The sequence below is a fragment of the Anabaena sp. UHCC 0187 genome (assembly GCF_009712035.1).
Classification (GTDB): Bacteria; Cyanobacteriota; Cyanobacteriia; order Cyanobacteriales; family Nostocaceae; genus Dolichospermum.
The window spans coordinates 13,311-36,723 of sequence record NZ_VILB01000019.1 but is presented as its reverse complement, the minus strand read 5'-3'; the positions used below and the strand labels follow the sequence as shown (position 1 = coordinate 36,723).

Genomic DNA, 23,413 nt, shown 5'->3' with positions numbered 1-23,413 from the left:
TTTGTCTTCCCTGAAGAAGTGCTACCTCGCGGTAACGCTCTCTAATTCTAGAATTGCTCCTAGATTTATCTTTGTTTAATTAGCCTTCACCTCATTGGTGGGGGTTTTTTAATGGCAGAAATTGAGATTAAGGTATTGCAAATTTTTGCAGTTGTGTTATAGTAATCCTAGGTTACAAACCCAAAGCATTTTGCTTTGCCCCTTTTGAAACGAAGACCGTTTAGGCAATAAGGAGGTGATGCCCATGATAGAAAGTAGTATACGCATGGGTCATCAAGTTGCAGTTAGCCGGCTGTGCGCCGGGGCTGTTCTCTAAGTTAGCTTTAGTTCTCTTGAGATACTAAGTTAGCTCAACTAGCTAGGCTTGACATCGGAGTTCCTTCCGGCAGTCTGGTTGCAACTTGAAGACCCGCTAGACCGCCCTGACTTAGATTATCTGATCTAAATCAGGGCGGATAGTTTTTAAGGATGGTTTTTGATTTAACAATTAATAAGTTCTTGCAAGAAGTCAGAAAGAAATAAAGCTTATATTGTCAGATTTTAAACTTTTTTGACCAGTAGCACTAAATATTATTTTAGATATCTTATTACAGTTATTAGGCGGGTAAATCATGATTGGGGAACATTTTTCACCAATCATGAATCATTCGCAGTGATAGGTTTGTGCCAGAAAAATGATGTAGAAAGGTTTTGATTGAAAGTATCTTTTAAGCCTTATCTAAGTTTTTTCATGCTAAAGCCTGTTCGCTAAGAATCTTGGTGAGAATAGTTTGATGTAAGTTTAAGACAATTAAATCTACTTAGTATAAATGACAATATACTACCAGAAAAATTGACGATCACTTAATCGAAAAATCTTATCTTGATTATTGGAAGCGAATATAATATAATCAGAAAATATGAGTAGAAGTTTTTGCATAAGTTAATTGCATTGAAGTTTAACGATTAGTTAATCAATTGTTATTCTTGTGAGAGCTAAGATTGTAATAACTAGTTGGCAGTCATGCCTATTACACAGGTTTCAACAAGATGTCGCACTTCTAAGCAATAAGCCTAAGCGAACTCAAGTTATCCATATAAGGTGTGAGGAGAAAAGGAAAAATGTCTAATATCTTGTGGAAATCCCTGGTGGTTAGCCCAGCAATTTTGGGAGCAGCGTTGTTAGTATCGTCAACAGCGATAGCCGCGACCACTACCACCAAGGAAGTATTATCAGTAGAAACTTCCTCTGCAACAGAAGTTTCCCAAAAGCCAGAAGTATTGGCTAAAGAAGCTCAAGTTTTAGCTCAAGTTAACCGCTACAGCAACGAAAATAAAGATTCCCTGTCTCAGGTAACATCAGTTTCTCAGTTCTCTGATGTTCAACCTACAGATTGGGCATTCCAAGCATTACAGTCTTTGGTTGAGCGATACGGTTGTATTGCAGGTTATCCCAATGGCACATTTCGCGGTAATCGGGCTTTAAGCCGTTACGAATTTGCGGCTGGTTTAAATTCTTGTTTAGATCGTGTGAACGAATTGATCGCCACAGCAACGGCTGACATGGTGACAAAACAGGATTTAGCAACATTACAGCGTTTGCAAGAAGAATTTTCCGCAGAATTAGCCACTTTACGTGGACGTGTAGATGCTTTAGAAGCTCGCACTGCTGAATTAGAAGCAAATCAATTCTCCACTACTACTAAGTTAAAAGGTGAAGCTATTTTTGCTGTCACTGATACTTTTGGTAATGAGACAGGTAAAGCTAACCGTGCAGTATTCCAAGACAGAGTTCGTCTAGGCTTGGAAACCAGCTTTACAGGTAGGGATATGTTAACAACCCGTCTGGCTGCTGGTAATGCTACAGGCTTTGATTTCCGAGATAATACTCCTCCTGATGGTAATTCTATTGCTGCTGCTGGAATCGGTAAGCAAACATTTGAAGTCGGTAGCACTGGTGCTAACAGCGTTAGAATTGACAAATTAACCTATGAAGCTCCTGTTGGTCCTGCAAGAGTTTATCTTGCAGCCAGTGGTGGTCAACATAGCGATTATGCGGCTGTTAACAACCCCTACTTCTTTGATAAAACCGATGGTGGTAAGGGTGCTTTAACAACTTTTGCATCTGAAAACCCCATTTACCGGATTGGTGGTGGTTCAGGGATTGCATTGAATGTACCTTTTGGTAAACCTGGTGATAGTTTCTTGAAACCAAGTTCCATCACATTAGGTTACTTAGCTTCCAATGCTAATGATCCTAGCCCAAGTAATGGCTTGTTCGATGGTAACTATGCAGCTTTAGGTCAGTTAAACTTTAACGTTGGTAATCGCGTTGCTTTAGCTGCAACCTATGTGCATGGTTATCATAAAGCTGGTAGCACCTTATTTGATTCCGGAATTAATGGTGGTACTGCTTTAGTAGGTAGTTCACAAGCTAATAGTTTAGGTGTGGACAGGACAACACTGGCAGCCAGCGCCTCTTCCAGTAACTCCTACGGTATTTCCGCAGCCTTCAAGCCTAGCGAAAGACTGTCTGTAAGTGGTTTCGTTTCCTACCACGATGTTACAGGCTTTGGTGCTAATGATGATAAAGAAGCTTGGAGCTATGGTGTTGGTTTAGCTTTACCTGACTTTGGTAGAAAAGGTAACGTCTTGGGTATCTTTGGTGGCGCTCAACCCTATTCACTAGGTGCTGGTGCTGGCGAAACACCATACCAAGTTGAAGGCTTCTATAAGTATCGCGTTTCCGAAAATATCTCTGTAACTCCTGGAGTTATCTGGGTTACATCTCCTGGACAAGCTACTAACAGTAGTGATGCCTTTATCGGTACACTCAGAACTACTTTCAGCTTCTAGACTGTTAAAAGTCGGTTGATAAGTTGAAACGTTATTTTACCCTGCCATGAGGCGGGGTTTTTTTGTGGGCAGAAAAACCCCAGTTAAGAACCGGAGTATACTGGATAAGAGATGAACTGTCAGGTTTTGCTCATCTTCATACTTCAACTTTCATCTTGGATTACTGCTTGTGGAACTATCGTGTAAATCTGAATACGCAATTTTGGCGTTATTAGAAATGGCTACTCATTATGAAAACGGTGAACCGATGCAAATTCGGCAAATAGCGACGCAACAAAAGATACCTGATCGTTATTTAGAACAACTGTTAGCAACTTTGCGGCGTGGGGGTATAGTTAAAAGTCAACGGGGTTCAAAAGGCGGTTATTTATTGGCGCGAGAACCTCGGAAAATTAGTATCTTTGATATTTTAGAATGTTTGGAAGGTTTAGATGTGCAGACTAGTGAGCAAAATACTAACCCCACAAGTTTAGACAATTCTGTGGTGTCAGAAATTTGGCAAGAAGCACGTCAGGCGGCAAATTCAGTGTTACAAAACTATTCGCTTCAGGATCTTTGTGAAAAACGGGATTCCCGGAAGCAGTTGGATATCATGTATTACATTTGAAGGCATAAAAACTTATCATGCGGATTGTTGAAAATATTACGGAGTTGGTGGGACGGACACCTTTAGTTAAGTTAAACCGGATTTCTCAAGAATTAGGTTGTGTGGCTACAATTCTCGTGAAATTGGAAAGTATGAACCCCTCAGCATCGGTAAAAGACCGCATTGGGGTAAGTATGATTACTGCGGCTGAGACAGAAGGATTAATTGCCCCTGGTAAGACAATTTTGGTAGAACCAACATCGGGAAATACCGGAATTGCTTTGGCAATGGCCGCAGCGGCTAAGGGGTATAAATTAATTTTAACAATGCCGGAAACCATGAGCGCGGAACGACGGGCGATGTTAAGGGCTTATGGGGCAGAATTAGAACTCACACCAGGGATTGAGGGGATGAGTGGGGCGATTCGTCGGGCGCAAGACATAGTGGATAGAACGCCATACTCCTATATGTTGCAGCAGTTCCGCAACCCGGCCAATGCTCAAATTCATCGGGAAACTACCGCTGAGGAAATTTGGTCAGATACCGATGGACTGGTAGATATGATTGTGGCAGGAGTGGGGACAGGGGGGACAATTACTGGGGTTGCAGAAGTGCTGAAAGCACGGAAACCCAGTTTTCAAGCGATCGCTGTAGAACCAGCTAATAGTCCCATATTATCTGGTGGTAAACCAGGCCCTCACAAAATTCAAGGCATTGGGGCGGGTTTTATTCCTCAAGTATTAAAGGTAGAATTGATTGATGAGGTAATTACGGTTACTGATGAGGAGGCGATCGCCTTTAGTCGCAAATTAGCGAGGGAGGAAGGTTTACTATCAGGCATTTCCAGCGGTGCAGCCCTGTGTGCGGCGGTTCGTGTCGCCCAACGTCCAGAAAATCAGGGACGCTTAATTGTGATGATTCAGCCTAGTTTCGGCGAGAGATATTTAAGTACACCTTTATTCCAAGAATTAGAAGCCAAGACAACAACTAGTGTCACTTAGTTAAAACCTTGGTATATTCCAGATATTTCTAGAATATACCTAGCCAAAGCAGCATCGTTATTTAGATCAATTAAATCAAAAATAACAATCAAGAGTTGGGATTTAAAGATGTAAACTTGGGATTAATCTCCGAGTCCATGAACGAATCATAAACTTTGCTCTCTCCTTTTTACTGCTATAGTTTTTACCACCAAAATGACCAGCGATTCCTTGAAAATCAGGCTCAATACCAAAACGAGAAATTATTTTTTGTTGTCCTTCTAAACTTTTAATAGCTTGATAAAATTGAGTTTCAATACGAAAAGACCCCTGTTCATGTTGTTGATGGAGAGGTTTAATATTCTGATGATAAAATTCCTGAGTAAAAACCAAAAACCGGGTATCACAATGGGCGGTTACGTTTTTTTCTCCCCATAATCTTCTAATTCTCCAACCCTGATCCTTATAATCACATAAACACTCATAATCTTCTTTTGTATTTTCTAATATTTGTGTCATATTTTTTAAATAAATTCGACCCGTGACTTTAGCAAAATGGGTAACTGTATTAATTAAACTAGATTTTTCTAATCCTTTTTCTATTAATAAACACTCTCCATATCCTTTGCCAAACTTTCTCGGAAAATCATTATTATTTAAGGAAATAAATTCAACCTTTTTATCATAAGGATTATCAGTAACAGCTTTCTTGACTTTATCAAGACTCCATCCTGAATTTTCAATAAATATAATTTTCTGGATTTGCGGGTGATTATTGACATAGTATTTAAGACTATTATAATAATCTTCTTGTCGCTGTTCTGCTACAGTAGGATAAGCTTTGGGCATCCCCTTGATATCAATACTGGCTGTTAAAACAAGGGCAAAATCTTGCTTAATATTTAACACTTGATGTTCTTTTATGTTAGTTTTATCTTTAGCTGACATTAGGGTGAGTTAGACTTGATAATTATGAAAAAGCAAAAACCCGATTTCGATATTTTTTTATGATCTAGAATAACTTTAAGCTAATTCTCCTGTCAACTCCAGGGAAAAAGCTGTCCGCTCGTCATTGGATCTGGGAGGTCGAGTTAATTTGCCTGGTTTACGCTGCCAACATGGTAAGTTATTAATTGTAATTTCTGACTATGGCCGTCGTTAGGTTATTAAAACTTTGTTCGGCATATTCCTGGAAATTACTATTTATTGGTCGTTCTATCATTAGCAGTTAACAATCTATTGGATTCATGTCCGATTTTAATCACTACGATACCCTAAAAATTAGTACCCATGCTAGTCAAGCGGAGATTAAACAAGCTTATCGCCGCTTGGTGAAAATTTTTCATCCTGATAGTAATCAAGAAATAACTGATAATGAGCAAATTATTCGTGTTAATGCTGCCTATGAGGTGTTGAGTGACAGTAAAAGTCGCCTGAATTATGATGAAAAACTCCGTCACAGCAAGGAACAATTCCATCAAGTTCGCCAAAAACGTACAGAATCTGCCCAACAGCATTACAAAGCAACTAGGAAAACTAGAAAAGATGTTGATGAGAACGTTGAGGAATGGTTACGTTTAGTTTATAAACCAGTAAATCGGATACTTTGTACAATTCTCAATTCTTTAGAAGCACAAATTGAGGAATTAGCCGCAGATCCTTTTGATGATGATCTTTTAGAGGAATTTCAAGATTATTTAGAATCCTGTCGAGAAGACTTGAGAGACGCGCAAATTAAGTTTCGTTCTTTGCCCAATCCTGCTAGTTTTGCACCAGCAGCAGCGCATATTTACTACTGTATGAGTCAAGTGGGAGACGGAATAGAAGAGTTAGCCTACTTCCCGTTGAACTATGATGAACGCTATTTGCACACAGGCCAAGAATTATTTCGGATAGCTAAAAGATTGTATCGGGAAGCGCAAGAGTCGGTTTAACCGATAGGATAACAGCCCGGATTGACCGCATGAATAAATTCACTACCTGCAAGTGGTCTCCCCCGTTTATAAGCGGCTTCTTGTGGTTGTCCCCAACCTAATTGCAAAATAATTTCTAAAAAATTCGGGTTTTCCCATTTTAATAAAGTTGCCCATTCTGTTCTTTGGGTAATTCTCTCAACATCTACTTTGATAACTTGTTGATGTTGTTTACCATTACTAAAACTTAAATACAAATCCATTTCTACTGTTGTTGTGTACCAAAATTCTAAAATTGAATTTTTGGCAGATTTCAAGATTTCTAAATCAGTTTCTAAAGCAATTAATTCGGGATCAATTTCTGGATAATGCAGATTTTTCCCTTTAACGGTAATATCTTTCCAGATAATTCCAGAAACTTGATTTTCTTGTTGATATTCATGAATAGAGGTTTTAAAGTCTTGGTAAGCCGTGAATCTTTGCAGTCCGTCGGTTCTGACAAACTGGTCTATCAATGGATTACCAGAAACAGTTACATCTAACTTTAAACGTTCACCTTTTAAGCAAGCTTGGCGTTCGGTTGCCAAAATCTGAATTAACTCTTGGGTATTGTAAATATTTGACATCAGAACAAAACCTAATTAGTCATTAGTCATGGATTATTAGTCATTAGTTATCAAACTAATTGTTAATTTTGTGTCAGATGGTAATCAAGATGAATTGAAGATTTAATTATTATCTATTAATGGTAATAGAAATGCCGTATCAGAGCCAACTAAAAATCATGATAGCGTAATATCATGTTCGTTTAATTAGTTATAACAAATATGTTTGGATGATAAATTATACATTTTGTACTTAAAAGTACATCTTCTCAGATATACGGTTGGGTTGTAGCTTGCTTGTACTCCACATTCCGTACCCCATAGAGTTAGTATTTAGCGGTTTACTGAAGTTTTGTTACAGCAATTATCTACTTAGCAATAAAAATAAACTAGGAAAGTATTTACAACTACGTTTGTATATGATTATTATGTTAATGGGTATATAAGTTGCTACATCAAGCAATAAAGCAGATGTTAGTAAAAAAACTATTTGTGGTTAGATAAGCCAAAGTAAGGAATCTAATGATATGGAATACATTGAACATCGAGTTGGTGAATTAATTGTTAGTCAGCGCAAAACTGACGGTTATATTAGTGCAACTAAATTAACGAAAGCATATGAGATACAAACTCAAAAGAAGAGAAATCCAAATGATTGGTTTGAAAAAGATAGAACTCATCAATTCTTAAACCTACTACAAAACAAGACGGGGATTGAAATTTATGACCTAGTACAAAAAAGGGAAGAAGGTAGAAATAAAGAGATTTGGATTCATCCCAAACTTGCTGTTTCTTTTGCCATGTGGCTCTCACCTGAATTTGAAATGATGGTATCTGAATGGGTGGAGCAATGGCTTTTAATTGGTCAAACTCCTACTACTTCAGAACCCGCAATTTTACATCCTTACCAGCGTGTTTGGTATGAACGTTTAAAGCTGTTTGAGCAAAAAACAAAATTACCGAATGGAACATGGTGTATTTTTGAGGAAATATGTAAATTAATGAGAAACTTAGAAGCTAAAGGAGTAGCTTTACATGATAGAGCAACTATTGATATTTCAGTAGGAAGGACATGGTGTGATTGGCTCAGAGAAGAAGAAAATTATGATACCTCTAGTTTAGAACAATATCCTCATTACTATCCAGATAATAGAGATTTACAATTTGTAAAGATTTATCCTTTTGAATTATTAGGCAAATTTCACCAATGGCTACAAGATACTTATATTCCTGATAAGTTTCCCACTTATGTTAGAAAATATGTTTCTGCTGAAGAATGTAAGCTAATTTCACAAGCTATTGGTTATGAAGTTAAACCAGTTAATAGAAGACTTAAAGAAAGTAGCTAATCCAATACTTGTCGGTTAAGGAAATGTAGGTTGGGTTGAGCGACAGCGAAACCCAACAAAATCTTTGATAATGTTGGGTTTCGTTCCTCAACCCAACCTACCATACTCATAGTATAAGATTACCTATTTCTTCTTCCTTCTTCCTTCGTGTTCTTCGCTTCTTCGTGGTTCATTTAATCCATATTCTTCCGTAAAAACCCATAAAAAATGGTGGGTTAACAATAAAGTCACCCACCAAATAAATTACCGATATTGTAGGAATCCGTAATTAACCAACATTAGTTAATAACAACTCACGAGTTTCCGACTTTCTAACCTTTACCTGGCCATCATCATCAACATCCACAATAGCCTTATCTCCATTTGCTATTTCCCCAGATAAGATCGCTTCAACCAAAGAATCTTCCAAAAGACGGACAATAGCGCGGCGTAATGGTCTAGCACCGTAGCTAGGATCATAGCCTTCTTGGACAACCTTCTCTTTAAAAGCTTCAGTCACTTCTAAAGTCATGTCCTTATCTTTGAGACGACTAGCAACATCACGCAGCATGATTTCAGCAATTTGCTTGACTTCATCTTTGTTGAGTTGAGTGAAGACGATAATATCATCAACACGGTTGAGGAATTCGGGACGGAAATATGCTTTGAGTTCTTCGTTAACCAAGTTACGAATCCGATGATAACTAGCTTCTGCTGCATTATCAAATTCAAACCCTAAGCTGCTACCACCCTTTTCAATGACCTTAGAACCGATATTAGAAGTCAAGATAATTAATGTATTCTTGAAATCTACTTTCCGACCTTTCGCATCCGTAAGATGACCGTCATCCAAGATTTGCAGTAGCATATTGAACACATCGGGGTGCGCTTTTTCGATTTCGTCGAATAGCAACACTGTGTAAGGTTTGCGCCGCACAGCTTCCGTTAATTGTCCGCCTTCGTCGTATCCTACATAACCTGGAGGTGAACCAATCAACTTGGAAACGTTGTGGCTTTCCATGTATTCGGACATATCCAAACGCACCATTGATTCTTCATCACCAAAGAAGTAAGACGCTAAAGCCTTAGCTAATTCAGTTTTCCCGACACCAGTTGGACCAGAGAAGATAAAACTAGCAATGGGACGATTAGGACTTTTTAAGCCGACACGGGCGCGACGAATAGCGCGAGAAACCGATGTAACTGCTTGTTCTTGTCCGATCAATCTTGTATGTAAAGTGTCTTCAAGATGTAACAGTAACTCTGATTCAGATTCAGTCAGTTTGTTAACGGGAACACCCGTCCAGGAAGCGACAATTTGAGCAATGTCTTCTTCATTGACAAGGGGAGCGTTGACAGTTTCCAGATTTTCTTCTAAATCAAGTCTGGTTTGCAGTTCTAATTCTTGTATCCGCAATTTACCAGCTTTGCTAAAATCTTGAACTCTAATGGCTTCAGATTTGGCTTTGGTAGCGGTGGTTAATTCCCGTTTGAGTTCTTTGTTATTCGCAATGTGGGAGTGACGTAAGCGCACGCGAGAACCAGCTTCATCAATCAAGTCAATGGCTTTGTCTGGTAGGAAGCGATCGCTAATATAACGATCTGCCAATTCAGCCGCCGCAATTACTGCTTCATCAGTAATATTGACTCTATGGTGCTGTTCATAAGCACCGCGTAAACCATAGAGAATATCAATAGTTTCTGCTACCGATGGTTCTCCCACCAAAATTGGCTGGAAACGCCGCTCTAGAGCCGCATCACGCTCAATGTGCTGACGATATTCATCTAAGGTAGTAGCACCAATGCACTGGAGTTCACCCCGTGCTAGAGCCGGTTTGAGGATATTAGCTGCATCTAAACCGCCTTCTGTGCCACCTGCACCCACTAAGGTATGAATTTCATCAATGACTAAGATGATGTTACCGGCGATGCGGACTTCCTCCATGATTTTCTTGAGGCGTTCCTCAAAATCACCCCGGAAGCGAGTTCCCGCCACCACAGACCCCATATCGAGGCTAATTACTTGTTTATCAAGTAAAATTTCGGGAACGTCTTGATTGACAATGCGTTGCGCTAAACCTTCAGCGATCGCAGTCTTACCAACCCCTGGTTCTCCAATCAAAACCGGGTTATTTTTGGTTCTACGACCGAGAATTTGCACAGTTCTTTCAATTTCCTTCTGGCGACCGACTACGGGGTCTAGTCTGCCATCCTGAGCCAGTTTGGTGAGATTTCTGCCAAACTCCTCTATAGATAGATTTTGATTGCGCTGGGAATTATTACCCCTACCACCAGCGACAACGGTTGTATCTTCACCCAAACGGCTCATTACAGCCGAACGGATAACTGGTAAATCCACTCCTAGATTTTGTAATACTTTGGCGGCGACTCCTTCCCCAGCCTCAGTTAAACCTAATAATAAGTGTTCAGTGTTTATGTAATTATGTCCAAGACCGTGAGCTTCTCGGAAAGATTGCTCAAACAGGCTTTTTACTTTGGGGGTAAAAGGAATTTCCGGTGGGACAAACCCAGAACCCCGGCCAATTATTTTTTCTACTTCCCGACGGGCTTCTTTCAGGGTAACACCCAACTCAGCCAGCACCTTAGCAGCAACACCTGTTCCTTCTCCCATTAGACCCAGGAGAATTTGTTCTGTTCCTACAAAGTTGTGTCCCAGTCGTCGTGCTTCCTCCTGGGCTAACATGATTACCCTAATGGCTTCGGAAGTGAAGTGTTCAAACATAGCGGGTTCTTTCCCTCGTGCTGCTTGGACTTTGGGTGAGATATTATTTCACCCTCATCTTAAGTTTCTTGTATTTTCTTAAAGATAATGTATCTTTATTTAAAGCTAAATGGCAGTAGTGACAGCCGTAAGTGACAAGGCGTAGTTGCCGTCATTCACCAGATAATGGTGGATAATTAGCAATGATAGAGATTTTTTGCTCTTGAGTTGTTGATTTATTGCTAACTTCATACGGGTATTAATTATGATAGAATCTTCCGGCGGTAAAGACCAACAACATCCACTCTACAACCGCGATCGCCCCCTTATTGATATTTTACTCTCTCAGGACGCAACAGATTACAATTTATCAGAATTGGCTAGACTAAAAATTCGCTATCAAGGTTTTCCGGGAGCGCGAGACATCCAAAGCAACTTAGATAAAGTTTTGCAACGCTGGGGTTTAACGGAGACTGAATTATTTGCAAAAACCCGTCAACTTCATGATCTAGGCGGAATTTACAAAAGTCGCGGTAAAAAAGATGAGCAGGATTGGAATTAGGGACTGGGGACTGGGGACTGGGGACTGGGGACTGGGGAAAGATTATCTGTCCCCAGTTCTCGATAATTTCGGAGTTGCTGTAGGAGTTGTTCTTGGGATGAATTGGGTGTTTCTGGGACTGTTTGGGGGATTTTCTCTACCTTCTCCACTATTTTAGGTTCGGGATTTATGACTAAGTTTCGACTTCGCTCAACTACCAATGCTTGTTTTTGGGGAATAGGTGCGGTAATTACTACCTTTGATTGATTAGTAGCAGCTTTGAGAGAATCCAAAGTCATAGCTACCTTGGCTTGTTCCTCTATATCCTTGCTAGAAGAAACTAATTTACTTAAACCATTTACCAATCGCAGTAGATTTTGGCGGAACTTAGGATCACCTGTTAATTCATCTAAATCAGCGGTAATTTTTTGGGTATTTTCAAAGGTTGCTCTCGCTGAATCTAAAGTTTGTTGTAGTAAGACAATGTTTTTTGGATCATTTAAAGTTTTAGAAGCATCTTTTAAATTCGCAGAAGCTTCGGCTGCATTTGCAGACAGGGTTTCTAGATTGTTTAATAATTGCCCTTGGGTTAAGCGGTTAATTGCAGGTGATAAACTTGTAACTGTTTGACGGAGTTGGTTACTAGTTTCCGTCATACTATTCAACGTACCGACTAAAGAGGAACGATTGGTACTGACGAGATTATCTAAATTTGTCAATAAGCGGCTTGCTTGTTTGGCTGTGACACTAAAGTCCTTGGCTGTTGTCCCTAATTGATCTGCTGTTTTAGCTGTGGTTGCAGTTAGCTTGTTTGTAGAGCGTTGTAATGTCACCGCCGTACCAGAAAATATACCTATTTGTCCTTTGAAGGTTTTGCTTAAACCTTGTAAATCCTTAGTCAAATCGGCAATATTAGCAGCAGCATTAGCCGAGGTTTCTAAAGTGCGATTAATATTTTTATAAAATTTTTCGTTACTATATTGAGCCGCAAAAGCTGCTGATTGACGAATCATTTCATCAACACTGATACCAATTGCACCTTTTAAGCGAGAACCATTACAAATAATCAAACTGGGGTTGCAGTCTTTATCTAGGGGTTTAGCGGACACACTCCCAGGAGGTAAATCCGCTTTTGGCGTAATATCAATAATGTTTTCGCTAATTAATCCACTTTGATTGGCTTCAATTACCGAATTACTGGGAATCTTTAAATCAGGTGAGTTAATTTGAATTTCGACATCAACAGCATTTGCTCCGGCTTGAACATTGGTAATAGTCCCCACTTTCACACCCCGAAAACGCACTGCTGAACCCTTTTGCATTCCCCCAGCGTTAGCAAATTCAATAATTGCTTTATAGGAACTTTGTCCAGGGGTGATTCTATTTAACCACAGCAAAATTACTCCAAATGCGCCTAACCCTAGCAGGAGCAACAATCCTACAGAACCTTCTCTCCATGTGCGTGCAGACGTGAAACTGCTAATTAGACCTCGCATTTATTCCTCCACGGATAACGTTAGCGTAACATAAGCCATAAAATTAAACTTAGTAATTTTCTTTGATTTGGTGCTTAACCTGCTACTTGAATCGGTCCATGTACACTTCCACTCATAAATTGTCTAATCAAAGGATTTTCGGTGTGATCCAAGGCAACTACTGTACCTTGCCATTGCACTTTTCCTTGATAAAGAAATACAATTTGGTCGCAGGTACGGCGAATGGTACTTTCTTGGTGAGTGACAATTGAGTATGTACTACAGACTCCTTGGGTATGTTGTAAACTGCGGATTAAGTCCTCAATTACCGTGGAGGCTATGGGATCTAGTCCAGCGGTCGGTTCATCGTACAATAGAACCTCTGGGCTATCTGTGGGACGCTGAGGATTAGACATAATCGCTCGCGCAAAGCTGACTCTTTTTCGCATTCCTCCCGAAAGTTCCGACGGGTAAAGATGACTAATATCAGCTAAACCTACCATTTCTAATTTTTCATTGACTAATTCCCGAATGTGCGATCGCTTTAATCGAGAATTTTGATAAAGTAGAAATCCGATATTTTCTTCTACTGTCAAGGAGTCAAATAAGGCCGCTTGCTGAAATACCATCCCAATCCCCACAGGATCAGCAGCATCTTCTATTAAACCTTCTCTGCGGACTCCTTGAATATAAATTTCTCCCTCGTCGGGTTTTAATAATCCGGCTATAATCCGCAAAACCGTTGATTTACCAGTACCCGAAGGGCCAATAATTCCTAATGCTTGTCCTCGGTATATCTTCAAATCTATTTGATCTAAAACTTTGTTGTTGCCAAAAGTTTTAGAAATACCTCTTAATTCAATTAATGGTTCTAATAGTTCTGTCATTGCTAGTTGGTAATTGATTCAGCTATCACCTGTAACCTATAATATTTTTGTAAATCCAGCCAATTTCTAATTTTACTAGAGTTTATGTCTCCTTATCCTAGTTTAGTAACTGTTTCCGCACTTATACTATATTTTGTAGTGACAATTAATGTTGGTAGAGCTAGATTTAAATATCAAGTCCCTGTCCCGCAAACTACCGGAAACCTCGATTTTGAGCGAGTGCTAAGGGTGCAGCAAAACACCTTGGAACAACTGGCTTTATTTATCCCGGCTTTATGGTTATTTTCTATTTACGTTAGTCCTATTTGGGGTTCTGCCCTCGGTGCAGCTTGGGTAGTGGGAAGAATTGCCTATGCTTGGGGATATTATATAGCCGCAGAAAAACGCGGTCCAGGTTTTGCAATTAGTTCTTTGAGTAGTATCGTGCTAATTCTTGGTTCGCTGGTGGGGATTATTTTATCTATGGTGAAGTAGTCTGGGGACTGGGGACTGGGGACTGGGTTGAATTTTATCAATTCCCAATTCCCAATTCCCAATCACCAATCACCAATCACCCATTACCTACCCAACTAAATCGGGGAAAACTTCTTGGACAGCAGGATGTACAAGACGATGATTTTGGACATTTAAACCTTTTGCTAAGGCTGGGTTAATATCTAAGGCTTTAATACCTAGTTTGGCTAACTGGACAGTATAGGGTAAGGTACTATTGTTAAGGGCTTGTGTTGATGTCCAAGGTACTGCTCCTGGCATATTAGGAACGCCATAATGTACGACTCCCTCGTCAATGTATACTGGCTTAGTGTGAGATGTGGGGTGTAATGTTTCCACGCAGCCACCTTGATCTACAGCAACATCAACAATCACTGAACCAGGACGCATTTGTTTAACTAATTCACGAGATACTAAAATCGGGGCTTTTTTGCCGGGAATTAAGACTGCACCAATGAGTAAATCGGCTTCTTTAACGGCGGCTTCAATATGGGCGGAGTTGCTGTAAAGTAGTTCTACTCTCGAACCAAAGAGGGTTTCTAGGTAAGATAGGCGTTCCACGTTGACATCTAATATTTGCACCATTGCACCCATACCGACGGCGATTTTGGCGGCTTCTGTACCGACTACACCACCACCTAAAATTACGACTTTCCCGGCTTTGACTCCGGGTATACCTCCTAAAAGTACCCCTCTTCCTCCTTGTTGACGTTCTAAGAATCTTGCCCCAAATTGGACGGCTAACCGACCAGCAACAATACTCATGGGGGTGAGTAAGGGGAGTCTATTTGCTCCTGGTTGTTCTACGGTTTCATAAGCGATCGCACAAATGCCACAATCAATTAAATGTTCTGTTAATTGGCGATTGGCCGCTAAATGTAAATAAGTAAATAACAACTGTTCTTTTTGCAAAAATTTATACTCGCTTGTCAAAGGCTCTTTCACCTTAACAACTAATTCCCGATTCCAAGCAGCATCAGCGGTATTGACAATTTCTGCTCCAGCATTGCGGTAATCTTCGTCTGTAAATCCCGCACCAGTACCAGCTTCACTTTCTACAAAAATATTATTGCCATTTTCCCGTAATACCCGGACACTGGAAGGGCTTAAACCTACCCGAAATTCTTGATCTTTAGTTTCTTTAGGAACACCAATTTCCATTGACAGCCTCTTATATTTTATTGTTTCACTTTAGCCTGCCAGTATACATCTTACTATTTCCGTATTCAGTAATTCAAAATGCAAAATTTTTAGTCTCTCACCCTATATCTTGACTAATCCGCTAGTTTTCTTACAATAGATAAAGAATAATTAAAAATTGTTAAGTACGGATCACCATCCCCAGCAATTTACTTGAAAAATCCCTGTAAATTTTTGTTTGCCAATTATCAAGAAAGGAATCACTGATTATGACACAACAACAACCAACTATTACCCCAAAATTAGAAGAACCCAAGTTTGGCTTTAATGAATATGCCGAGCGTTTAAATGGTAGAGCCGCTATGATTGGCTTTATTTTAATGGTAGTGATTGAATACGCTACCAATCAAGGTGTACTTGCATGGCTCGGTTTAAAGTAGATTGATAATTTGGCGTTGCTGATAGCCATTCTCAGGTATAAGTTTATGTGTAGAGATGTTCCATGGAACGTCTCTACATTAGTTTTAGTTTTATTTGTGTCCTAACACTCTGTTGCCCCAAATCAACTTAGTGCGTGATTCCTATACAATAGGAATAACTGTGATGATCCTAAAAGCAATTATCGCCCTTGGTGTTAATTACCGTACTCACTTTTTTGCCAAAGGAAATTACAATTGTTTGTGCTATTATTTGCCTTTGATGAAACAGACAAATCGTAGTCGGGATATCCTGAGTAAATCTATATAAAAACTCTAAGTGGAACTAAGTAAGCTGTGATGAATGCTGTATTGCCTCGTTTTTTAAAGTCAGCCTACCGCAAAGAACCTCTAATCAGTGCGTTTATAACAATGGGTATTGTAGATGCTCTGATTGGTGGGTTGGATGATAGTTGGTCACTTTTCACTTTTGGTCTAGGAACAGCCGGAATTGCTCTCGCTTTTAAATTATGGCGAATGCAGCAACGTCCGTCTTTACCAGAAGAGCCTGTGGTTCAATATTATTTACCTCCTCAGTCTTCTGCTGATCCTTTACCTGTGCTGAAGGTTTCTAAGAAAAAACCCCGTCAGTAATTATTGGCAATGAAATTGTTAAATTTATTCTGGAAATTCAGCAAAACTGCGAGCAGTCAAAGAAGAGACAGAAGCAAGATTCTGGTATTAATGGCATTTGTCCTGATATCTGTTCAAATTGGGCAAAACTTCAGGATTAATCCTGCTGAAGCTGCCAATGATCTAGTCCCAAATTCAGTAGGTAGCAATAGCCTTGCGGAACCTCAACTGCTGCATAGTTTTGTTGCCCATACAGGTATTGTCAAATCCCTGATCTTCAGTCCTAACGGAAAAATGCTGGTCAGTGGTGGGGGTGAAAATGAAGGTAGTATCCACTTTTGGAATTTTCAAACTGGTAAAAATATCGGAAATATTCGTAAGGCACATTCAGCAGCGGTAGAATCTATGGCCATTACTCCAGATGGTCAAACTTTTATTAGTGCTGGTAGTGAGAACAGGATTAATCTTTGGAATCTGAAAAACTTGGTCTTTAACCGTGTTTTGTTAGGACATACCAGCCAAGTATTGTCTTTAGCTATAACTCCTGATGGTAAAATTTTGATTAGTGGCGGTTTAGACGGAATTCGTTTGTGGGATTTACGACAACAGCGTCCATTAGCAACGTTAGTCCGGTTTGATAATGTTATTTATACTTTAGCTATTAGTCCTGATGGTCAAACTTTAGCTAGTGGTGATCATAAAGGTGTAATTAAACTGTGGAATTTGACTAGTGGTGAATTAATTGATCAGTTAAAAGGACATTCGCAAATAGTCACATCTTTAGCTTTTACTCCTAATGGCGAAAAGTTGGTTAGTGGTAGCCGGGATAATACAATTAAAGTTTGGAATGTTAATACTGGCAAAGAAGTTTTAACGCTAAAGGGACATCATAATTGGGTAAATGCTATCGCTATTAATCCAGATGGTAAAACTCTGGCTAGTGGGGGTAAAGATGGCATTAGATTGTGGGATTTAACTACAGGTGAATTAGAAAAATCACTTGATAATTCTCATGATTGGATAAGTGCAATTGCTTTTAGTCCAGATGGTAAAACCCTGGCTAGTGGTGGATTTGATAGAAAAATCAATATTTGGAAACTTGAGAAAAATTAAATTAGTTTTCATTTATAAAAATTAAAGATTATCATATTTCCTCTAAAACATTATTTAGGCTCAAATTTTAGATATGTTCCCCCCAATCCTTCTACAATTATTCTTGTATTAGCCGCCATCATTTTTTGATAGGTTTCTCCGTCACTTCCCGCTTCACCTAGTCCATCAATATAAAGTGGCCTTTGAAAAACCTTGACTTTAGCTTCTTTGGCTATAGGTGCAAGTAAATTGGAGTTGGTGATTGTATCTGCAAAAATTGTTGGTACTTTAGATTTTTGAATATCTCTAGCCAAATTTTTGACTTTTGTATCTGTCAATTTTTCTATATTTTTGATATTTGCTAAACTTCCAGTATATGGCATATCATAAGCCTTGACATAATAAATCATTGCTTCATTAGCTGTAATTAATTGCCAATTTTTAGCGGGAATACTAGCTAATCTTACTTTAATCCAACTATTGATTTGATTGATTTCTCTAGTTATTTTTTTACTATTTTTAGTATAAGTATTTTTGTTTTTTGGTGCTAATTTAATTAAATTACTATTAATTATTTCTACCATTTTAATAGTATTTTTGGGATTATGCCAAACATGAGGCTCAGTAATTTGTTTACGGTTTTGTTTGACTTTAACAGTATTTATAACAGCAAGTTGAGCAACCGCAATTTTTGGTTGAGAGTTTTTAATTGTCTTAATTATTTTTATTAAACCTGGTTCAAAATTATAACCATGATATAAAACTAAATTAGCATTTTCAATAGTTTGAATATCTTCTGGTATCGGTTTATAATTTATGGGATTAATACCAGGAGGAATTAAGCAAATCAGGTTAATTGTATTTCCAGCAACTTGTTTTGTTAAATCGCAAATTATGCTATTAGTTGCTACTACTACAGGTAAATTATTATTAATGGTTTTATTACTGAGATTATATGTTGTACTCATAGTTTTATTCCCACAGCCGAATAAACCCAGCACTAAACCTAAAATAGTAGTTTTGAATAAATGTGTAGATAGTTTTCTTTCTAACATAATTTATTTTAATTGATGAATATATTAAAAAGTCTAGAATTTAAACTTTCTCAGTTGGAGAATTATATAAAGTAATAAAGACACAGACTTGCTGTGTCTTGTAAAACATTGATTCATCTAACTTATTAAATGCCAACCATAGGTAACTTACCTTGTAACATTTGCAAATTACCTTGAACACAATTAGCGCAACTGCAACCAGTTTGCTCTATCACAGAATGTGTGATGTTATTTATTTGCGGTGTAGCTAGATCAAGATTTGCTTGAGTAGATGACACCACAATTATTTGTGCAGCAGGTGTAGATTTCAATCTGGAAGCGTGTGCTGGATTAATTACCAATAGCAGAGATGCTAAAAACACGGGAAAAGCAAGCAAAATCAGTTTGACTATTTTCATAATTCACCCATAAACACTGCTGCTGATACAGCATAGCTAATTATTGCTCAGTTGTCAGTTGTTAGAGGATTTTTCTACCAGTCAATACTTCTCGGACTTCTAGCATGGCTGAATAAGTGGGGAGAATGTGCAAAGTTTCATTTGCTGGTGTATGCTCTAGAGCAGTGGCGATCGCTTTGTGCAAATCTGACTCTACAATCAGGTTAATGTTACTCTCTACAGACTCTTGACTATAACGCAGACGTAAAGCCATATCATACACGCGATCGCCACTGACAACCAAAGTTCCACCCCGTGCTACTAACTTTTCTGTATCCACATCCCAAATCCATGATACATCAGTACCATCTGGAGTCCGGTCATTCAACACCAATAAAGTAGTTTTATCGGTACTTTGAGTGACGACACGAATAGTTTCATTTGTTCCTACGGGATTTTTTGATAATAAAATTCTCACCCGTTTACCATCAATAACTAAATCTTCTGCACGACCAAAAGCCGCTTGGAAATTATTAATTCCATCTCTGATACTAACTTCATCAACTCCTAATTCTTGCGCCGCTGTGGCTGCGGCTAAAGTATTATATTTATTGTACAAACCAACGAGAATTTGTGACCATTCCTGACTGATTAATGCGGGTTGACTTTTAGTAAAACCACAACTAGGACAAGTAAAATCTCCCAAATGAGATAAATAAACCCCTTGATAATCTAAAGCATGACCACATTTAGGACAATAGATAGAATCAACCGCGTGAGGAATAGCTTCTAAATAATTTTCTGGTTCATTTAAACCAAAGAATAAAACCTTTTGGGGTAACTGTTGACCCAAATATGATAAAGTTGGATCATCAGCATTGGGAATAACTACCGTTGTTTCTGGTAAAGTAGCAATTACCTTTGTCCACCGCTTACTAATACTATCTACTTCTCCATATCTATCCAGTTGGTCACGGAACAGATTTAAACAGAGAATAATTCGAGGTTCTAGAGGTTTTAAAACCTTGGGAACTATATTTTCATCAACTTCCAAAATTGCATAATCTACATTGAGGTTTCCCAAGAGATTAGCATTGTCTATTAAAGCCGTTGCTAACCCATTTTCGAGATTTGCACCTGTAGAATTATGGGCAACACGAAAACCCTTTCGTTCTAAAATAGTGCATAACAGTAACGCTGTAGTAGTTTTCCCATTCGTCCCAGCAATGAGAATTACGCCATTCTTCACTTGCTGACTTAATAACTCTAAAATGCGCGGTTCTATCCGTCGCGCAATAGAACCTGGTAAGACACTAGCAGCACCAAGACGCAGTGACCTCACCAAAAACGTGACACTTTTTGCCATTGATACTGCAAAACCCAAGCGGAGTCTATCTATAACTTTTATTTTCTTACCCACAGTCATGATTTATTAATAACCTATAATTGCAAAAAGAATTTAAACTGGTAAGTTTAACTAATTAGAAAAGATAGCATCAAAATGAGTATAGTCTCACTAAGAAATAATTTTTTCCAGAAAATACCATGTAAAGGTTATCTTAAAAAATAGTGTGTGCGTATGATGATTATCCAAACTAGTTAACATCAGTTCAGCACAAACTTAGGAAAAATAGTAGCAAAGACAAGGTTTCTGTTAATGAATAGCATAAAGTGGCTTTTTTTACAAACTCAAATAATTACTAATTGGCGACGGTTAGTGTCAAAATGCTTATTGCTGCTTGTTTGCCTATTCATAATTAGTATGCAGCCAGCATTAGCAGGTATTAAAGATGACCGATATGATGGCAATATTTTTGTAATTTATGCTGGTAATGGTTCTTTAGTCCCTTCCAAGGAAACACTAGCGCAGACATTAGCACAACATAAACCAGCGATAGTGACATTTTACACTGATGATAGTAGCGATTGCAAAAAATATGCGCCAGTTGTTTCCGAGATGCAAGCATTCTATGGCCGCGCATCAGAAATCATTCCTATCAGCGTTGATACTATTTTAGCTGATAAGACCTATGAACCGACAGAACCAGGATATTACTATGGCGGAAGTGTTCCTCAAGTTGTAGTTTTTGACCAGTCGGGTAAGGTAGTTTTGAATAAAAAAGGTCAAGTCCCTTTTGAGGAAATAGACGACAAGTTGAGAGAAGTATTTGACTTATTACCCCGCACTGAGTCAGTTGAGTTAAGACGACGTTCACCTAAAGAATTCAGTAGTCAATTAGAAGATCAATAGATATGTAGAACTATTATTTGATTTTTGAAATACAAGTAGGGTGGGCAATGCCCACCGTAGGTGGGTTTTGGTGGGCAATGCCCACCCTACACTACTTAAAATTTTTCAAATATCATTTAGTTCTTCTTCATATTCTGTATTAAGAAAACGACAATTCCTCCAGACAGTAGTAAAATTCCCAACCAAATCAAAGGTTGTGCTAACCCAATTGTTGTTCTTGGTCTAGCCTCAATTAGATTTTGCCCAGGTTGAAGAGTATCTATAGTTTTTCCCGTGGCCACAGTCACAGGAAACTTTAACTCAAAAGGTTGAAAACTTCCCTCAGTTACAGGTTTACCACTCAATTGCAACTGGTAAGCCCCTGGTTTGGGAAAAGTAACTTTTGCGCCTGGTATGCCTTGATACCGTTCAGCCTGAATAGGTTGTAATGGAGGTTCAAGTAATGCCGGTTCTCCGGCTGCATGGGGTTCAGCATAAATAGCCAACTGACAATGACAATCTTTTAAAGGAATTACCTTACCACCCTTCCGAGTCAGGGCAAACCAAGCTTGAGTAACTTCCCCAGCGCGAGGATTATCATTAGGTTCTATATGGATAGTACCACCAACATCTGCCGATATTTTGACAGTATGGGCTAAAACTTGAGTATTTGTAGTAACTATCAAACTAGATAAAACTAATAATAATAGATACTTTATTTTGCTCTTCTGTGGAGAAGAAATAGTGAATTTACCGCGACTTATTGGGAGGAACATAAAACTTTTCTAGATGTAAATATAACCAAAAATACCGTGAACGGATCAACAATACAGCAAAGGTAATTATGCCCAGAGAAACCGCTGCTAATTGGTTTTGCCAACTTAATTTTAAAGCACCCAGGTAATGAGAACCAATCAACACCGTATGAATAGCGCTCAATAACAAAGCTGGTACACTCAAAAGATGGATTGGTCGCCAATGTTTACCTAACAACTTTTGCAGAAAATCAAAACTTGTACAAGCAGCGGGAGTCATTAATACCAATGCTACAGCCCCTGCACCCATCCCCCATTGGAATTCTAGCGGTAAAAACCAAACAGCGTTGAAATTCCAGTTGAGTGAGTGTTCAACATTATGGATAGTATGTACCCCAGACAGAACAAACGCCCCAACTCCTAAAGCCCGTCGGTAACGCAGGGGTGCAGACCAAAAACTATTCACAGGACGAGCAATCAATGAAAGAATTAAACAGATTAGGGCAGCGTGTCCGCTATAGTCTGTCATGGTATCCCCCGTCCGTAATAGGGTGATAGCACCAATAATCAGAGTTACCCACCCACCCAAGCGAAATAATTGACTGCGGCGATCTTTACTAATTAATGCTGTAGAAACACCTACACCCAGCATAATGGGTAGGGTTCCCATCCCAAAAGCTAACATTGTCGCTAGACCTTGCCACAAATTCCCTGTAGCCGCAGCTTTAATTTGAGCCGCATATAAGAAACCACAGGGCATTAATCCCCATGTCATGCCTAAAAGTGCCGGTGTCCACCATTGAGTTTGTGAAGATAATTTCATCATAGCCGCACTCAAACGGTTGTGTAAATTCCCTTTTAAGATGGGGTGTAATAGGGGAATATGCGGTAGAAAATCTGGTTTTACCTGTCCTAAACCAAACCAAATCAGCATTATACCTGTAATGATGGCTATCCAACGCCGCAAATCACTACCAACTCCTGCCAGTTGTCCACCTTCTACTAATACTGAACCGATAGCACCAATGCCAGCACCAACTAAAGCGTAACTCAACATTCGCCCTAAGTTGAGTAAGGTATGAAATTTTAATTGCTGTTGCCAAGTCGGATTTTGTCGCTGTTGAGAAAGAGAAAAAGCTACGGTTAGCGGTCCACACATCCCAAAGCAATGTCCAAAACTGCCCAGAAACCCTAGAAGCGTGATGAGTAATAAATCTAGCATATTAATTATGGGAACTGGGAACTGGCAATGGGGAAAGTATACCTTTTTCATCTCTTACCATGATGTCCATGTCAAAAGACAAGCTGTCAAACTTGGTGTAGCTGTGATATTTTATTTTCTCTAGTTGGG

22 protein-coding genes are annotated in these 23,413 nt (G+C 38.9%); 11 read left to right on the top strand and 11 right to left on the bottom strand.

Annotated elements, in window-relative coordinates:
• Positions 1–1,101: 1,101 nt before the first annotated feature.
• The 3 genes from FJR11_RS19290 (at position 1,102) to cysK (ending at position 4,422) form a co-directional block, all read left to right on the top strand.
• Positions 1,102–2,835 carry an iron uptake porin gene (locus FJR11_RS19290; protein WP_168506630.1) on the top strand — a complete coding sequence of 578 codons (1,734 nt, stop codon included), beginning with the start codon at positions 1,102–1,104 and terminating at the stop codon, positions 2,833–2,835.
• Between the two features lie 169 nt (positions 2,836–3,004).
• Positions 3,005–3,442: an Rrf2 family transcriptional regulator gene (locus FJR11_RS19285; RefSeq protein WP_168506628.1), complete on the top strand. Its 438-nt coding sequence runs from the start codon at positions 3,005–3,007 to the stop codon at positions 3,440–3,442.
• A gap of 17 nt (positions 3,443–3,459) precedes the next feature.
• Complete coding sequence (cysK, locus tag FJR11_RS19280; protein ID WP_168506626.1) at positions 3,460–4,422, top strand: cysteine synthase A; 963 nt, start codon at positions 3,460–3,462, stop codon at positions 4,420–4,422.
• 102 nt (positions 4,423–4,524) lie between these two features.
• Here cysK and FJR11_RS19275 read toward each other — a convergent pair whose 3' ends face one another.
• Positions 4,525–5,349: a hypothetical protein gene (locus tag FJR11_RS19275; protein ID WP_168506624.1), complete on the bottom strand. Its 825-nt coding sequence runs from the start codon at positions 5,347–5,349 to the stop codon at positions 4,525–4,527.
• A gap of 299 nt (positions 5,350–5,648) precedes the next feature.
• Between FJR11_RS19275 and FJR11_RS19270 the strand changes: the two genes are divergently transcribed.
• Positions 5,649–6,335, top strand: coding sequence for a J domain-containing protein (locus FJR11_RS19270; protein WP_168506622.1), 687 nt, complete (start codon positions 5,649–5,651; stop codon positions 6,333–6,335).
• On the opposite strand, the gene FJR11_RS19265 is transcribed toward FJR11_RS19270, so the two are convergent.
• Positions 6,332–6,940 (bottom strand): hypothetical protein, encoded by a 609-nt coding sequence (locus tag FJR11_RS19265; protein WP_168506620.1) that lies wholly within the window; start codon positions 6,938–6,940, stop codon positions 6,332–6,334. The genes FJR11_RS19270 and FJR11_RS19265 overlap by 4 nt on opposite strands.
• 506 nt (positions 6,941–7,446) lie before the next feature.
• Between FJR11_RS19265 and FJR11_RS19260 the strand changes: the two genes are divergently transcribed.
• The gene (locus tag FJR11_RS19260; protein WP_168506618.1) at positions 7,447–8,268 is read left to right on the top strand and encodes a KilA-N domain-containing protein; all 822 of its coding nucleotides are present in this window, start codon (positions 7,447–7,449) and stop codon (positions 8,266–8,268) included.
• 268 nt (positions 8,269–8,536) lie between these two features.
• Here the strand turns inward: FJR11_RS19260 and FJR11_RS19255 are convergent, their stop codons facing one another.
• Positions 8,537–10,990 carry an ATP-dependent Clp protease ATP-binding subunit gene (locus tag FJR11_RS19255; RefSeq protein ID WP_168506616.1) on the bottom strand — a complete coding sequence of 818 codons (2,454 nt, stop codon included), beginning with the start codon at positions 10,988–10,990 and terminating at the stop codon, positions 8,537–8,539.
• A gap of 244 nt (positions 10,991–11,234) precedes the next feature.
• On the opposite strand from FJR11_RS19255, the gene FJR11_RS19250 reads away from it, so the two are divergent.
• Positions 11,235–11,531 carry a DUF3288 family protein gene (locus tag FJR11_RS19250; protein WP_168506614.1) on the top strand — a complete coding sequence of 99 codons (297 nt, stop codon included), beginning with the start codon at positions 11,235–11,237 and terminating at the stop codon, positions 11,529–11,531.
• Here FJR11_RS19250 and FJR11_RS19245 read toward each other — a convergent pair.
• Both FJR11_RS19245 and FJR11_RS19240 read right to left on the bottom strand, forming a co-directional pair.
• The gene (locus FJR11_RS19245) at positions 11,528–13,006 is read right to left on the bottom strand and encodes an MlaD family protein (protein WP_168506612.1); all 1,479 of its coding nucleotides are present in this window, start codon (positions 13,004–13,006) and stop codon (positions 11,528–11,530) included. The genes FJR11_RS19250 and FJR11_RS19245 overlap by 4 nt on opposite strands.
• A gap of 74 nt (positions 13,007–13,080) precedes the next feature.
• Positions 13,081–13,872 carry an ABC transporter ATP-binding protein gene (locus FJR11_RS19240; RefSeq protein WP_168506610.1) on the bottom strand — a complete coding sequence of 264 codons (792 nt, stop codon included), beginning with the start codon at positions 13,870–13,872 and terminating at the stop codon, positions 13,081–13,083.
• An 84-nt stretch (positions 13,873–13,956) separates the two neighbouring features.
• Here FJR11_RS19240 and FJR11_RS19235 point away from each other — a divergent pair, with 84 nt between their 5' ends.
• Positions 13,957–14,346 carry an MAPEG family protein gene (locus tag FJR11_RS19235; RefSeq protein ID WP_168506608.1) on the top strand — a complete coding sequence of 130 codons (390 nt, stop codon included), beginning with the start codon at positions 13,957–13,959 and terminating at the stop codon, positions 14,344–14,346.
• An 87-nt stretch (positions 14,347–14,433) separates the two neighbouring features.
• Here the strand turns inward: FJR11_RS19235 and ald are convergent, their stop codons facing one another.
• Positions 14,434–15,525 (bottom strand): alanine dehydrogenase, encoded by a 1,092-nt coding sequence (ald, locus tag FJR11_RS19230; protein WP_168506606.1) that lies wholly within the window; start codon positions 15,523–15,525, stop codon positions 14,434–14,436.
• Between the two features lie 248 nt (positions 15,526–15,773).
• On the opposite strand from ald, the gene FJR11_RS19225 reads away from it, so the two are divergent.
• The 3 genes from FJR11_RS19225 (at position 15,774) to FJR11_RS19215 (ending at position 17,666) form a co-directional block, all read left to right on the top strand.
• On the top strand, positions 15,774–15,944 hold the full coding sequence (locus tag FJR11_RS19225; RefSeq protein WP_039204547.1) for a chlorophyll a/b-binding protein: 171 nt from the start codon (positions 15,774–15,776) through the stop codon (positions 15,942–15,944).
• Positions 15,945–16,280: 336 nt separating this feature from the next.
• On the top strand, positions 16,281–16,574 hold the full coding sequence (locus FJR11_RS19220) for a hypothetical protein (protein WP_168506604.1): 294 nt from the start codon (positions 16,281–16,283) through the stop codon (positions 16,572–16,574).
• Positions 16,575–16,664: 90 nt separating this feature from the next.
• Complete coding sequence (locus FJR11_RS19215) at positions 16,665–17,666, top strand: WD40 repeat domain-containing protein (RefSeq protein ID WP_168506636.1); 1,002 nt, start codon at positions 16,665–16,667, stop codon at positions 17,664–17,666.
• 50 nt (positions 17,667–17,716) lie between these two features.
• Here the strand turns inward: FJR11_RS19215 and FJR11_RS19210 are convergent, their stop codons facing one another.
• The 3 genes from FJR11_RS19210 to FJR11_RS19200 form a co-directional block, all read right to left on the bottom strand.
• Positions 17,717–18,700: a metal ABC transporter solute-binding protein, Zn/Mn family gene (locus FJR11_RS19210; RefSeq protein WP_168506602.1), complete on the bottom strand. Its 984-nt coding sequence runs from the start codon at positions 18,698–18,700 to the stop codon at positions 17,717–17,719.
• Positions 18,701–18,825: 125 nt separating this feature from the next.
• The gene (locus FJR11_RS19205) at positions 18,826–19,098 is read right to left on the bottom strand and encodes a hypothetical protein (RefSeq protein ID WP_168506600.1); all 273 of its coding nucleotides are present in this window, start codon (positions 19,096–19,098) and stop codon (positions 18,826–18,828) included.
• 61 nt (positions 19,099–19,159) lie between these two features.
• The gene (locus FJR11_RS19200; protein ID WP_168506598.1) at positions 19,160–20,503 is read right to left on the bottom strand and encodes a Mur ligase family protein; all 1,344 of its coding nucleotides are present in this window, start codon (positions 20,501–20,503) and stop codon (positions 19,160–19,162) included.
• A 231-nt stretch (positions 20,504–20,734) separates the two neighbouring features.
• Here FJR11_RS19200 and FJR11_RS19195 point away from each other — a divergent pair, with 231 nt between their 5' ends.
• Complete coding sequence (locus tag FJR11_RS19195; protein ID WP_168506596.1) at positions 20,735–21,328, top strand: thylakoid membrane photosystem I accumulation factor; 594 nt, start codon at positions 20,735–20,737, stop codon at positions 21,326–21,328.
• 116 nt (positions 21,329–21,444) lie between these two features.
• On the opposite strand, the gene FJR11_RS19190 is transcribed toward FJR11_RS19195, so the two are convergent.
• Complete coding sequence (locus tag FJR11_RS19190) at positions 21,445–22,083, bottom strand: hypothetical protein (protein WP_168506594.1); 639 nt, start codon at positions 22,081–22,083, stop codon at positions 21,445–21,447.
• Positions 22,058–23,284, bottom strand: a complete 1,227-nt coding sequence (locus tag FJR11_RS19185) for a sulfite exporter TauE/SafE family protein (protein WP_168506592.1) — start codon at positions 23,282–23,284, stop codon at positions 22,058–22,060. Before FJR11_RS19185 ends, FJR11_RS19190 begins: the two co-directional genes overlap by 26 nt.
• Positions 23,285–23,413 lie beyond the last annotated feature (129 nt).

Excerpts from the sequence above, each read along its gene's own strand:
- FJR11_RS19275 (WP_168506624.1), bottom strand. The coding sequence starts at position 5,349 with ATGTCAGCTAAAGATAAAACTAACATAAAAGAACATCAAGTGTTAAAT.
- FJR11_RS19185 (WP_168506592.1), bottom strand. The coding sequence starts at position 23,284 with ATGCTAGATTTATTACTCATCACGCTTCTAGGGTTTCTGGGCAGTTTT.
- FJR11_RS19210 (WP_168506602.1), bottom strand. The coding sequence starts at position 18,700 with ATGTTAGAAAGAAAACTATCTACACATTTATTCAAAACTACTATTTTA.
- FJR11_RS19225 (WP_039204547.1), top strand. The coding sequence starts at position 15,774 with ATGACACAACAACAACCAACTATTACCCCAAAATTAGAAGAACCCAAG.
- FJR11_RS19255 (WP_168506616.1), bottom strand. The coding sequence starts at position 10,990 with ATGTTTGAACACTTCACTTCCGAAGCCATTAGGGTAATCATGTTAGCC.
- FJR11_RS19265 (WP_168506620.1), bottom strand. The coding sequence starts at position 6,940 with ATGTCAAATATTTACAATACCCAAGAGTTAATTCAGATTTTGGCAACC.
- FJR11_RS19270 (WP_168506622.1), top strand. The coding sequence starts at position 5,649 with ATGTCCGATTTTAATCACTACGATACCCTAAAAATTAGTACCCATGCT.
- FJR11_RS19190 (WP_168506594.1), bottom strand. The coding sequence starts at position 22,083 with ATGTTCCTCCCAATAAGTCGCGGTAAATTCACTATTTCTTCTCCACAG.
- FJR11_RS19195 (WP_168506596.1), top strand. The coding sequence starts at position 20,735 with ATGAATAGCATAAAGTGGCTTTTTTTACAAACTCAAATAATTACTAAT.
- FJR11_RS19235 (WP_168506608.1), top strand. The coding sequence starts at position 13,957 with ATGTCTCCTTATCCTAGTTTAGTAACTGTTTCCGCACTTATACTATAT.
- cysK (WP_168506626.1), top strand. The coding sequence starts at position 3,460 with ATGCGGATTGTTGAAAATATTACGGAGTTGGTGGGACGGACACCTTTA.
- FJR11_RS19200 (WP_168506598.1), bottom strand. The coding sequence starts at position 20,503 with ATGACTGTGGGTAAGAAAATAAAAGTTATAGATAGACTCCGCTTGGGT.
- FJR11_RS19220 (WP_168506604.1), top strand. The coding sequence starts at position 16,281 with ATGAATGCTGTATTGCCTCGTTTTTTAAAGTCAGCCTACCGCAAAGAA.
- FJR11_RS19250 (WP_168506614.1), top strand. The coding sequence starts at position 11,235 with ATGATAGAATCTTCCGGCGGTAAAGACCAACAACATCCACTCTACAAC.
- FJR11_RS19290 (WP_168506630.1), top strand. The coding sequence starts at position 1,102 with ATGTCTAATATCTTGTGGAAATCCCTGGTGGTTAGCCCAGCAATTTTG.
- FJR11_RS19260 (WP_168506618.1), top strand. The coding sequence starts at position 7,447 with ATGGAATACATTGAACATCGAGTTGGTGAATTAATTGTTAGTCAGCGC.
- FJR11_RS19215 (WP_168506636.1), top strand. The coding sequence starts at position 16,665 with ATGGCATTTGTCCTGATATCTGTTCAAATTGGGCAAAACTTCAGGATT.
- ald (WP_168506606.1), bottom strand. The coding sequence starts at position 15,525 with ATGGAAATTGGTGTTCCTAAAGAAACTAAAGATCAAGAATTTCGGGTA.
- FJR11_RS19205 (WP_168506600.1), bottom strand. The coding sequence starts at position 19,098 with ATGAAAATAGTCAAACTGATTTTGCTTGCTTTTCCCGTGTTTTTAGCA.
- FJR11_RS19240 (WP_168506610.1), bottom strand. The coding sequence starts at position 13,872 with ATGACAGAACTATTAGAACCATTAATTGAATTAAGAGGTATTTCTAAA.
- FJR11_RS19245 (WP_168506612.1), bottom strand. The coding sequence starts at position 13,006 with ATGCGAGGTCTAATTAGCAGTTTCACGTCTGCACGCACATGGAGAGAA.